General features: G+C 50.4%; 8 protein-coding genes. 3 read left to right on the top strand and 5 right to left on the bottom strand.

The annotated features are described in order from the left end of the window. Window positions 1–24 precede the first annotated feature (24 nt). Window positions 25–390, bottom strand: a complete 366-nt coding sequence (locus EJV45_RS11035) for a response regulator transcription factor (RefSeq protein ID WP_129715735.1) — start codon at window positions 388–390, stop codon at window positions 25–27. 147 nt (window positions 391–537) lie between these two features. Between EJV45_RS11035 and EJV45_RS11030 the strand changes: the two genes are divergently transcribed. From EJV45_RS11030 to EJV45_RS11020, 3 genes are all read left to right on the top strand, one after another. Then, entirely contained in the window at window positions 538–1,236 is a 699-nt protein-coding gene (locus EJV45_RS11030) for a DUF421 domain-containing protein (protein WP_129715734.1), read from the top strand. A gap of 94 nt (window positions 1,237–1,330) precedes the next feature. Further along, a complete protein-coding gene (locus EJV45_RS11025) occupies window positions 1,331–2,023 on the top strand; it encodes a lysoplasmalogenase family protein (protein WP_129715733.1) in 693 nt (230 codons plus the stop codon). Between the two features lie 52 nt (window positions 2,024–2,075). Then, entirely contained in the window at window positions 2,076–2,483 is a 408-nt protein-coding gene (locus EJV45_RS11020) for a hypothetical protein (RefSeq protein WP_129715732.1), read from the top strand. Between the two features lie 29 nt (window positions 2,484–2,512). Here the strand turns inward: EJV45_RS11020 and EJV45_RS11015 are convergent, their stop codons facing one another. From EJV45_RS11015 to EJV45_RS11000, 4 genes are all read right to left on the bottom strand, one after another. After that, a complete protein-coding gene (locus EJV45_RS11015) occupies window positions 2,513–3,571 on the bottom strand; it encodes an NAD(P)-dependent alcohol dehydrogenase (protein ID WP_129715731.1) in 1,059 nt (352 codons plus the stop codon). A gap of 55 nt (window positions 3,572–3,626) precedes the next feature. After that, complete coding sequence (pbpC, locus tag EJV45_RS11010; protein WP_129715730.1) at window positions 3,627–6,044, bottom strand: penicillin-binding protein 1C; 2,418 nt, start codon at window positions 6,042–6,044, stop codon at window positions 3,627–3,629. Next, complete coding sequence (locus EJV45_RS11005; RefSeq protein WP_129715729.1) at window positions 6,023–11,605, bottom strand: alpha-2-macroglobulin; 5,583 nt, start codon at window positions 11,603–11,605, stop codon at window positions 6,023–6,025. The genes pbpC and EJV45_RS11005 overlap by 22 nt, the downstream gene beginning before the upstream one ends. A 154-nt stretch (window positions 11,606–11,759) precedes the next feature. Then, window positions 11,760–12,164, bottom strand: a complete 405-nt coding sequence (locus tag EJV45_RS11000; protein WP_129715728.1) for a hypothetical protein — start codon at window positions 12,162–12,164, stop codon at window positions 11,760–11,762. Between the last annotated feature and the right edge of the window lie 13 nt (window positions 12,165–12,177).

Genomic DNA, 12,177 nt, shown 5'->3' with positions numbered 1-12,177 from the left:
CGAGATTTGTTTTCGGCGGCTTTACTAATCTGTCAGCTTCTTTACCTGGGCCAGAAGGTTGTCGATGTCAAAGGGCTTCTCGAGAAAGGCCTCCGGTTCCATTCTGTCGCTGTGAATAAATTCTTCCTTATAGCGGGCAGAAGTCATCATGACCGGAATGTGTTTTGTTTCAGGGCGGGACCGCAGATCCCTGAAAATTGCCCGGCCATCCATGCCGCTTAACATGATGTCGAGTACAATGAGATCAGGATTAAATTCATCCACCGCGCGAAGGGTATGCCGGGCATCGAGCAGCGGGAATACCCGGTAGTCTTTCGACTCAAGCGTAAGCTGGATGACCTCCAGAATGTCGGCATCGTCTTCTACAACAAGAATTCTCTTTTGACTCATTGTGACTTTTAAAGTGCCCTTAAGACGTACTAGGACGCATTTTGTTTGTCAGATTTTGCCAATTCTTTATAAAATGCTGACAGGCAGTTAAAAAATTAAAACAAAAATGCCCTCCCGCTGATTGATAAGGTCAATAAACCAAAATCAATGCAAGATAAACCTGAAGGCTGGCAAAGTTTGCTTTTCGGAGACCAGGATTGGAGCTTCATCCCCGAAATTATGTTGCGCACGCTTGTGATGTATATTGTCATCCTGGCCAGTTTACGTATGCTTGGCAAACGCGGTGTGCGTCAGCTTTCTGTGTTCGAACTGGTGGTCATCATCAGCCTTGGTTCGGCGGCAGGAGACCCGATGTTCTACAAAGAGGTGGGCCTGGTTACGTCTCTTATTGTTTTTATCGTGATTGTTTCCGCTTACAAAATTACCGCATACCTCACGGGTAAAAGTAAAAAGGTGGAGGCGGTATTAGAAGGGACTCCAACCTGCCTGATAGAAGACGGCATGTTTGCAATCAGCAATTTTGCAAAAGAAAGTCTGGCTCAGGACGAATTTTTTGCCGAACTCCGGCTCCGGGGCGTCGCGCATCTCGGACAGGTTGAGCTCGCTATCATTGAAACGTCCGGAAGCGTAAGCGTATTTTATTTTGAAGACGAGGATGTGCGTTTCGGCCTGCCGGTGCTCCCGGAATTATATAAAAAACAGAGCAGAGAGATTACAACTAACGCACATTACTCATGTAGTTTCTGCGGATACACCAGGCTCATCGGGCCGGCAGAAAGCTGCGCCTGCCCACGCTGTAAGAAAGATACCTGGGTTCCTGCTATAAATAAGCGCCGGGTGAGCTGATCTGTAGACCTGCAGGCCCACAGAGGTGAATGGGCTATGCTGCTGATCTGTTATATTTGCCCATAGCCGGATAAGGGACGGCGCTTATACTTTTATGTCTAAAACAAAAGTTTTCAATCTTTCTTACGCAGGCCTGTTGATAGCGCAGCTCGGGGCGATGAGCCTGGGTTATACGAGCATTGCCACGGCCTTCAAGCCCATGCTCATTGTGTTGTTACTGATTTGGCTTGTTGTCACGACCCGGTTGCAGGGCAAATTCAGGAAGTACATCACCAGCGGCCTGCTTGCTGCCGGAGCAGCCGATATTTTACTGTCTTTTCCAGGCAATGCCTTTTTCACGGCCGTACTGGCATTAATGTCAGTATCGTATATGCTTTATATCCGCGCGTTTAGTCTGGATCATTTGTCTGATCCTCACAAGGGCAATGTATTCTTTAAGTGGGGTATTGCCGGCTTTGGGGCTGTTTGCGCAATCCTGATGGTAAGCATGCATGCGTATTTAGGGAGCATGCGGCTGCCGGTGCTGCTTTATTCATTTATATTTTCATGGATGGGGGTGATGGCGGTTAACAGATTTGATAAGGTTAGTGCAGAAAGTTTCAGGTTAATCCTGGCCGGCGTATTTATCCTCGTCGTCTCATCCATTTTGCTGATTACAAGTAAGTTCTATGGATCCGGCCTGGCTGTAGATTGTGTCAGGGTCTTCTGCTGGTTATCAGGACAATATCTGGTAACTGAAGGAACGCGCCTGCGCAGACTCAAAGTGCTTCAAACACCGGTCGACTGACAGATTTCTCGAATACGTACAGGATACGTATTTTTGATACATACATTTTTACATGAAAACATTTGCCCTCCGATTAGTTTTTTTTATGGCCTTTACTTTCGGGCTGTCAGGCTGTGATAAGACTTCTGAAGAGCAGGTTCGTATAGAGGGCGTTTACAAGGGGACTTTTGAGCGCCGGGGCTTGCAGGATTCAAAAAAATCGAATGTTACAATCACGTTTGAGCAAGAGACCTGGACGGGAACGGGCGACTTACAAAAATATCCCGCACTGTGTAACGGTCGTTTCCTTATCACTATGAACCAGATCAAGTTCAGTAACCTGTGCAGCTGGCCGGGCGACTTTGACAGTACCTATGTATTGTCCGGAGACTATGCACTGCAGTTTACCGGCGGAACCATGATTCTGACCAAGCGATACAGCAGCGGACTTACCGACGTTTACACCCTTACAAAACAGTAAACCGGCGGGCTGCCCCGCCGGTGCCGGTTTTAGTTTTCCTGCTCTTTAAGCGATTTCATGTCGATTACAAACCGGTAGCGCACATCGCCATCGATGGTCCGGTCAAATGCCTCGTTGATCTGATCAATCGAGATCAGCTCGACGTCTGAAACAATGTTGTGTTCAGCGCAGAAGTCAAGCATTTCCTGGGTTTCCCTGATACCACCTACAAGCGAGCCTACGAGACTCTTGCGGCCAAATATGAGATTAGCCGCGGGCACCTGTGCAGGCACGGGTGGTACACCAAGCAATACCATTACACCGTTGGTTTTGAGCATGCTCAGATATACATTGTAATCGTGTTCAGCAGACACGGTGTCTATAATAAAGTCGAACTGGTTTGCCAGCTTTTTTACACCTTCTTTATCAGTTGTCAAAGCAAAATGGTGCGCACCAAGCCGCTCGGCATCGTCTTTCTTGTTTGGCGAGCGGCTCAACATCGTTACCTCTGCGCCCATGGCTACCGCAAGTTTCACCGCCATATGGCCCAGACCACCAAGCCCAACAACGCCAACACGATGGCCCTTCGTTACACCCCAGTGGCGAAGCGGCGAATAGGTGGTGATGCCCGCGCAAAGCAGCGGTGCAACGTTTTCGAGCGGAAGGTCTTCTGAAACGCGAAGCACAAAGTCTTGCGTAACGACGATATGTGTTGAATACCCGCCGTAGGTAATCGTCTTACGATCCTGAAGATAAGAGTTATATGTTTGAGAATGTCCGTTTTCGCAGTACTGCTCGAGGCCATCCTGGCAGTTGCTGCAGGTCCGGCACGAATCCACAAAACAGCCCACCCCGACTATGTCGCCGGCTTTGAATTTTGTAACGCCGCTGCCTGTTTTTGTTACCCGGCCTACGATTTCGTGCCCCGGAACAACGGGGTACATGGTTCCCTGCCATTCATTTCGGGCTGTGTGAATATCGGAGTGACAGACACCGCAGTACAGAATTTCAATTTCGACGTCGTCGGTCTCAGGGCTGCGTCTGTCCAGGCTGAACGGGGCAAGCGGCGAATCGGCATTTTGAGCTGCGTAAGCTTTTACTGTTGTCATGATCTTAGTTTTTTATGAAATTGGAATTGTACTTTTTTAACACGCAGGTTGTCTTTTAGTTTGGCTTCCTGTTGCCTGCAGCAACTGTAAATGTTTGTTCAAGGCGGTCGCCGTCTTCATCGACTAGGGTAAGCCGGTGTTTTCCCGGTGATGCTGCGACTTCCAGCTGATGAAAGGTCTCTGTGGTACCGGCAAAATCGCCGTCCAGATGCCAGTAGACCTTTTTTGCCGGGCTACGGTGTGCCAGGTTGAGGATCACCCGGCCTCTGTTGCCATCCAGCTCGAGCGGAATATAGATCATCGCATTGTTTTTTGGATAGATCATTTCCATGGCTGCATCAATGTGATCTGTACATCCGGCTTTAAACGGTGGCAATTCGCGGTAGCCGGTGTTTTTCATGCGGTAATAGTAGGCCATTGACGGTGGAAGCACAAACCAGTTCCGATGTGTCATAGCGCTGATTTCTTCGCAGCGGTCGGTAACCCTGAAAAGGCCTGCAGCATCAAGGTGTACACGCCGGTGATAGAGACAAATGCGCGTTTTTTCGCCTGCCGGCGGAACCAGGGCAAACTTTGCACCATCGCAATAGTCACCTGCTTTGTATCCGCTTTCAGGACACACGCGCATGCGTTTCAACTTTGAGGACGGTACATCGAACCACTTGCCCGGCGGCAGCAGCTTAAAAATATCAAACAATACCGGGGCAGCGCTCTCAATACCGGTTAAGCCGGGCCTACCTTCGCCATCTGCATTACCCACCCAGACACAAACCAGGTGGTCCGGACTCAGGCCGATAGCCCAGGCATCCCGGAATCCGAAACTGGTACCGGTTTTCCAGGCCAGCCGGCGGGAAGATGAAAATTGCTCCCAGAGTCCTTCCTCGCCGGGGCGCATCAGCTCTTCCATGGCGTTGAACGTGGCCCAGATACTTCCATGATCGAGCGGCGCCGACGGCTGTAAGCCATACCGGTCGAACCGGGTGTCGCGGGTGCCCGCACTGATTTCAGGATTATCATAATCATGGGGGTCATATTGCCCGTTGTACATATTATGGTGGTTCAGGCTGCGCGCCATGCCAAGGTACATGCGGCTCAGTTCCCACATACTTACTTCTGCGCCGCCGAGAATTAACGACAGGCCGTAATGATCGGGAGGTTGTGTCAGGGAACTGATGCCAAGTTTCTTAAGCTGATTATAAAATCGCTCGTATTTGTACTGCTGAAGCATTTTTACAGCGGGAATATTCAAAGATCTGCTCAGTGCCTTGTCAGCGGCGATGGCACCGTCATAGCCAAGATCGTAATTTTGAGGGGTATAACCGGATATCTGAGTTGGGATATCAGGTATAAGCGTTTGCGGCAAAATAAATCCATCTGCGAGCATACTTGCATAGAGAACCGGCTTCAGCGTGCTACCTGGGCTGCGAAGCGCGCTAATCATATCCACATGGCTTTCCAGTTCAGGTTCAGCCGGGTTATACATATTGCCGACATAACTCATCACCTTGCCGCTCCTGACATTAACAACGAGTGCAGCAATGTTGTTGATGTCGTTGGAACGGTACCGGTTGTTATAACGCCTGAGCAGCAAGTTAACGCGTTGCTGCAGGTTGAAATCGACTGAGGAGCGTAAACGTGTATCAGGCTTGGCACCCTGTTCAGCGCGAAATCTGTTGAGCAGGTGAGGGGCATCCTGCGGTAGCGGCAGGGGTTTGCCCGGCACAGGCTCCAGCTTTGCCAGTGAGGCCGTTTCCCGGTCGATAAATTCTAGTCTGACCATTTTGTCAAGCAGGTCATTTCGCTTGCGGATCAGGGTGGCTGTATTGCGACCCGGATGCACCAGTGACGGACTGTTGGGAAGCACCGCAAGCGTCGCCGTTTCCCCCCAGGAAAGGGTTGCCGCCGGCCTGCCAAAATAACGCCAGGATGCCGCCTCAAGTCCGACCACATTTGTCCCGAAAGGTGCGTTGGAGGCATAGAGGTTCAGGATCTGGCTTTTTGAGTTTCGGATCTCCAGCCGGAAAGCCAGGATGCCTTCCAGAAATTTTTGCCACAGGCTGCGTTTTTTCAGGCGTGACAGCCTGATTACCTGCATAGTCAGCGTGCTGCCGCCGCTCACGATGCTGTTCGCCCCGAGATTTTGCCGGACAGCACGGGCAAAGGCAAAGACATCGACCCCCGGATGACTGAAAAACCGTTTGTCTTCAAAAGCGATAATGCTTTTCTTAAATTTATCAGGCACGCTGTCGGCAGCCGGAAAGCGCCACTGACCATCGGCAGCAATGGCGGCGTTAAGCAGTCGGCCATCGGCAGCCTCTACCACATAAGATGTTGGCTGTATGAAGAGCTGCGCAGGCAGGCACAACAGAAACCAGACAGCCAATGCGCCCAGGAGCAGATCTGAAAAAATAAAAGGCTTGTACGCAGCTGCGATACGTACAAGCCCTTGTCTTATCTTGTTACTTCGACCCATTGGCCAGGAATGGTTGCGCTGATGTTGTTGTCATACATAGCCTCGCACAGCGTAGCCGGCAAATAGAACCTGCCGAGATAAGATGCATTGAGCAGAACCTTGTAAGTCAGTGTTTCTCCTTCCCTGATATTAAAATAGGTAAATACCCGGTCGTCCCGGATGTCCTGATAGTTGGCAGGGGAAGACGCGAGGATACTCTCATTATCGTTCAGTCTGGCATTTATGATCTCCCAGCCTGAAGGGAAAATCTGCGTCAGCGCCATTTGCTCGTAAAGCCCGCGCCCCCCCGGGTTTCGAACGGTCACTTCTGCGAAAAAGTCTGTTCCCTGTTTAAGGGTCGCTGGGTCCAGCACCTTGCCGTTAAGAAGTTTATACGTTACAGTAGTCTGCAAAACATCGCTGCGGTTCGGCAGGAAATTGTTTTGACCGGCTGCCGGTTGCCCTGTCAAAATGAGGCGTATGAACAGAACGCGTTTACCGTTGTTTACAATGCTTGCACTGCCATTTTTGAAGGCAAGCGCCGTGCTGTTCATATAATTTTTATTGCTGACACTGCCTGACTTGCCATCGATCACATAATTATACTGCAGCTGATTACCAGCGCTGTTTTTTCCGCAGAATTTTGCGACGGCCAGCAGGCTGTAGGCTGTGGTTTGTGTACTGTACCAGGTGTCTTCTCCCATGCGTGCAGCTACCGTTTGCAGCATCGAAGCTGCCTTGCCGGTCTGTCCAAGCAGCGTCAATGTTTCGAGAATCATGGCCTGATCGCGAAGATCTGATCCATAAGTACCCGATAGCTGGTTGTAAGGTTTTACTTCGGTAGACAAACCTCTTACCAGTTGCTGCGCTGCTCCGGCTTGTCCCGCAAGTTTATAAGCCGCGGCAAGCCGCCATTTAGCGCTTACAGACAGGTATTCGAAAGCCCTGAGCCGGTTCATGGCGGCCATCTCCGGTTTACGTGCCAGGGCCAGTACGTAAAGCCGGTAGGCTTGCATCAGATCGCCACCGTAGAAATTACTGCTGTTTGGTGCCCAGGAATTTGCTTTTGAACGCAGATAACGGATCAGCCCGCCTTCAACACCAGCCGGCATTTCGTAACCCGCTGCCTGTGCCTCAATGAAGAAGTGACCCGCATAGTTTGTTCCCCATTCATCGGCAGTTGCTTCATTCGGCCAGTAGGCCATTCCGCCGTCTGCCGTCTGGAAATTTTTAAGTTTATTGATACCGGCCTTAATGTTTCGCTGAACACTGGCCTTTTGCTGGCTGTTTAGTTGAGTGAGCTGGTCCAGGAACAACTGAGGAAATACTGCCGATGTGGTTTGTTCGACACAACCATGCGGGTATTGCATCAGGTAGGTAAGCCGCTTCCCGAGATTGACAGGTGGTATCGTCGACACCTCGATTGAGCCTGAGTTGCTGCCGGCTGTACCGATAGGCTGATAAGCGGTTGACCAGCGCTGTCCCGGCTGAATTGTTGCGCCCTGTACATTTGTCACAAACGGATTCGGATTGCGTACATCCATTTCGACATCATAGTAGGAGCGCTCAGAACCGCTCTGTGCACTAATCCTGACCTTTGCTATACCCGTCTGGTTCGGAACGGTAACATCAAAGAAGCACTGCTGCTCGCCCGGCTGGCGGAAGAACAGCGTCTGGCTGCTTTTTCCGTTAAAGTTGAGTTTTTGCGCAGCAATTGACACCGACACATTTTTCAGGTTATTTTCTGTGGCAAAAACCGTGACAGGCAAAGTAAACTGTTCACCCGGACCAATCATTCGCGGAAGGGTGGCAAGCAGCATCAGCGGTTTCTTTACCTGTACGGATTTCTCCGCATGACCATACGCACCATCCTGGCCGGCTACGACCATGGCGCGCACCGCACCGATGTACGGCGGAAGCGTAAACTTATGCGTTTTCTTTTCACCTTTACCCAGATAAAACGGACCTAAGTATTTTACAACCGGTTTGAAGCGGTTCGCCTTGGCAGGATTCAGGTTCCTGTTTGCCGCGCCATCACCACCGATGCTGAGCAGGCGCTCGAGATTGCCACCCCATGCACCAAGTACATAATCGAAAAGGTCCCATGTTTTAACGCCGAGGCCTTCCCGGGCGTAGAACGCGCCGTGGGGGTCGGGTGTTTTGTACCGGGTCAGGTCGAGTAACCCTTCATCTACGATAGCCACCGTATAAGTCATTGCCTTGCCGTTTTGCTCGGACACGGTCAGGCTTGAAGATGTCTCAGGTCTGATCTTCGCCGCCATACTGATCTGCGGTTTGAGGATTGTTTCCGGGTCTTCTATCAGCAATGGGATTGCCCCGTACATGCGTATAGGAAGGTCATTCACTGTTTGCGCGTGCGGCTGCAGCAGTGTTACATTCGCAAATACGTTTGGTGCCATTTCCTTTTCTGCCTTGAAGCGGAACTGGGTCTGACCTGCTTCGGTTTTGGTCCAGAATGTTTTCAGCACACGGCTGCCATTTTCAATAGATATAAACGCACGTCCCGCTTTCGCCGTCGGGATCGTCAGCACAACTTCTTCCCCAACACGGAACTTCTGTTTGTTAGCCGTGAATGATAACATGGCGGCTTCTGTCGGGTTGCTTGCCTGCTCGCGCTGTGCCCAGCCCGGCCAGTCTATATAGACAGACTTGCCGCTTACGTGCCCGCCCTGAAGATCCCGTACCAGGATCAGGTAACGGCCCCATTCGGGTTCATCAAGCCTGAGGTTCCAGCTGCCGCGCCCATTGACCAGGGTAACGTTTGTCTTTTCAATGATTTTGTTGTACTCATTTTGGGTGAAGTTGGCATAGGTATACGCATCATCCTGATCCCACCACCAGCGCCACTGAACTTTGTAAAGCTCCACCTGCACCGTTTTGTTACCTGCAACCAGTTTTCCATCCGTATTAACGTTAACGAGGTTTACGCGGTGATCTTTGCCGGTTACAAGCATTCCGCTCAGGCGGTCGCCCTGCGGTGTCTGTATGCCCATGTAATTGTTATAAACGTGGTAGGGAATGCTGAAATAATCCAGGCTGAAGTTGCCCCCCGGTTCAAAGACCTTGGTCGTGAAATTTGCTTTCAGCATGCCCGGCGCTGACCGCTCATCGAGGCTGGTATTAATGGCTGCCGTGCCGTTCTCGTTCAGGCTGCCGTTAAAAACCGTTTTGACCTGCGACTCGAAACGGATGGTCGGGTTGTCAAAGCTGTAGCCTTCAAAACCTTTAAAAGTCGTCGTGGTTGTGTTCAGGTTTACGTCTACTGTGGCCCTGAGATTCTGTGCAGCGGCACCAAAAAGCCACCGGGCCGATAATTGGGCGGCACCGGAACTACCACTGCGCAAATACTTTCTGCCGCCGGTATTGAAGTCAATCTTCAATCGGTTTGGCATGACCGTCTCAATCTTAATCGTTTTGCTGAATACGGAGCCGCCTGCTTTCGCCTTCAATAACCAGTTTCCGGTCGGAGCGCTGGTCTCGGTTGCCGTTTTGTACGTATAGAACCCGTTTAACGCTTTTCCGGAGATCGATTTCTGATAAAGTTTGCCCCGTGCATCGTACAGCTCGAAGGTTACCGGATAACGGGCCGGCAGTTTTTTAATTTTGTCTTCCAGTATAAAGGAAACAAAGATCGAGTCGCCGGGGCGCCATACACCCCGTTCGCCGTATATAAAACCTTTGATTCCGTTTTGAACCACATCTCCGCTCACATCAAAACGGCTCAGGGGAAGTGAACCCGCATCATCCAGTTTCAGATAGCCGCGCTCTTCACCTTTTCTTGCGATAAGTAAGAACGGCCGCCTGGTCAACGTAAAATTAGCGAGACCGTCACCGTCCGTTTTTCCTTTCAGTAAGATCTGGTTTTGATAGTCCCGAAGTTCAACATCGACACCGCTCATCGGCTCTGCGGTAAGCAGGTCTGTAGCCACGACAAGCATGCTGTTGTCGTTGCCGCGTTTTGCAACAAGGCCCAGATTCGAAGCCATCAGATTCCGGCTCGCAAACCGTTCCCGTGTGTAGTAGGATGGAGTACATGGGTTGTCGCGGTCATTCCAACTGTAGTTCATCGGATAGTAGGCTTCATATCGGGACCAGAACTCATCGTCTTCGTCAATTTTTTGCGAGTAATACGAGTCATCCTCCGATTCTGTTGAAGAGGTCGCTTCGGCGGTTGAAGTACACTTATAGAGATTATACGCCTGCCTGAAACCGATCGTAACGCGGTACATGGCACCAGGCTCAGTTTTCAGCAGTTTGTCGAGGTCCAGGTTAAAGCGGTTCTTTTTATGGAGGTTCAGCGACTTGTCATCGTCCAGGCGAATGGTTTTCTGAACCACAGGTCGCGCAACCCGGCGAAGCTCGTTTCCATCTTTATAGTTATTTGCCTGAAAGAACTGCGGGATGTTGTCTTCGTAGATTTTAATGATGGTAATGTCTACAGCGCTCAGGTTTACCGCATCAAAGGGCAACAGAAGTTTACCAGAGTTTGGCAGGATGGTACCGCTTCCGGCGATGATGGCCTGGGGAAGTTTGTTCTCGAAGACAAGGGTGGCAATTTTGGTGGCGTCGAGCCGTCGATTCCTGATGTTTTCAACACCAGCATTCACCTCAAGGCGGTGGCTGCCCTCTAATGATTCAACGCCATAAACCTTTACCTGGCTGCCATCGATAGTGAAACGCAGATCCGGGAAACTGCCAAGCGTGATCAGGCCCGACAGATCCTGTGCTACATTGACGGGTTCTGAGAACTGTACCAGCGCATAGTCTTCCTCGTCCTGCACCGCCCGCATGTCGAGCACAGTGAAGACACCAAGTTTCGGTACGTTCAGCGTCGTTTTGCCCTCCTGATCGGCATTGATGGCGTCTCCTTCCCAAAAGAGGTTAAGTTGTTGGTTTTCTGAAGATTTCCGGATACTATCTATGGTAAAAGTTGATAGTTTTTTGGCAGGCTCATGTTTCCATTTGATGCGCAGGTCTTTAGACAATGAGGCCCGGAGCAGCTTTTCTATAGCAGGTGTTTCCTCGGTATCTGCCGTAGTGATCTGGCCGGAAAGCTTCATCAGGTCGAGCGAAGAACTGTTCTGAGAAACGAGACCGTAATTCTCGATCAGGAAGCCGGGCGTAATGACTTTAAAACTGAAATCGAACGCTTCCAGCCCCTCTTCGGTTTCGGTCAGTTCGCCCAGATTTAAAGTTGCGTGGTATGTCTCGCCGGGATCCAGATCTTCTTCGGGCCTGAATTCGAGTGTTCGGGCGTCGACCCAATAGCTTTTTCCGCTGATGGAAGGAGAGAACTCAAGCAACTCCCGTGAATCGGCTTTGCCAGGCGTAATCATGTTTTTTACATTTCCTGTAAGCTGCACACGGATGGCGCTTTTTTTTGATATTGTTCCGGCTGTGTACGCTTCGATGTACTTTTCGTAAGCTTTGCTATCGCTGTCTTTTTTTGGTTTCCTGAAAATAAAGAAGAGCGAGACTGAAAGGGCCAGCACTGCCGCAGCAGCCAAAATGAGATTTCTGGTCCGGTTCCGGGCTGTGACCCGGGGAGGTGTGTTTTCCATACGTTAATGATAAAAGGCGTCGGAAAAATACAGCTTTTTTCTTTTCAAATGCAAAAATCGAGCTTCAGGAAAGTGTTTCAGGCATGGACCAGGAACCAGGATCAGTCACGGCAGAGCTTGTTACAAGCAATAGGGTACAGGCAGCCGCATTGTACTACCTGATCATTACTCCCGGCATGTTAACCAGCGGGATGCGGATCAGATTGCCTTCAATGATGCTTTCAGGCAAAAAGTAAAATTTCTTGTCGAATATGGTGCCGTCTATGTAATAACTCACCCAGTATTCATTTGTCAGGCCAAATACTGCCGGGTCAATTGCTTCGACACCGGCGAAGCTGTTGCCTTTCAGGTCGCCTACAAAATGCCGGAGTACAGATGTTTTGACCTGCTTGCCGTCTTTCTCGCCATAACCCTTTGAGCTGATCAGTACATTGGTAATGTCTACCTCTTTCAGGTTGATGATATAGACTGTCCAGTGCTTGGCTTCAGGCGTCTCGTTTTTGAGCACCACCGCCATCGCAATGTCTTCAACGATATTTTCGGGCAGGTCTTTTTTCATACTTTAGAAGCGA

It is taken from the genome of Pedobacter sp. SYP-B3415, assembly GCF_004138205.1.
Lineage (GTDB): Bacteria > Bacteroidota > Bacteroidia > Sphingobacteriales > Sphingobacteriaceae > Pedobacter.
Note: the sequence above shows the minus strand (reverse complement) of the source record. Positions and strands in the feature narration are given on the sequence as shown.

Bases quoted from the DNA above. Each gene is read 5' to 3' on its own strand.
- EJV45_RS11035 (WP_129715735.1), bottom strand. From the start codon at position 390: ATGAGTCAAAAGAGAATTCTTGTTGTAGAAGACGATGCCGACATTCTG.
- EJV45_RS11030 (WP_129715734.1), top strand. From the start codon at position 538: ATGCAAGATAAACCTGAAGGCTGGCAAAGTTTGCTTTTCGGAGACCAG.
- EJV45_RS11025 (WP_129715733.1), top strand. From the start codon at position 1,331: ATGTCTAAAACAAAAGTTTTCAATCTTTCTTACGCAGGCCTGTTGATA.
- EJV45_RS11020 (WP_129715732.1), top strand. From the start codon at position 2,076: ATGAAAACATTTGCCCTCCGATTAGTTTTTTTTATGGCCTTTACTTTC.
- EJV45_RS11015 (WP_129715731.1), bottom strand. From the start codon at position 3,571: ATGACAACAGTAAAAGCTTACGCAGCTCAAAATGCCGATTCGCCGCTT.
- pbpC (WP_129715730.1), bottom strand. From the start codon at position 6,044: ATGGGTCGAAGTAACAAGATAAGACAAGGGCTTGTACGTATCGCAGCT.
- EJV45_RS11005 (WP_129715729.1), bottom strand. From the start codon at position 11,605: ATGGAAAACACACCTCCCCGGGTCACAGCCCGGAACCGGACCAGAAAT.
- EJV45_RS11000 (WP_129715728.1), bottom strand. From the start codon at position 12,164: ATGAAAAAAGACCTGCCCGAAAATATCGTTGAAGACATTGCGATGGCG.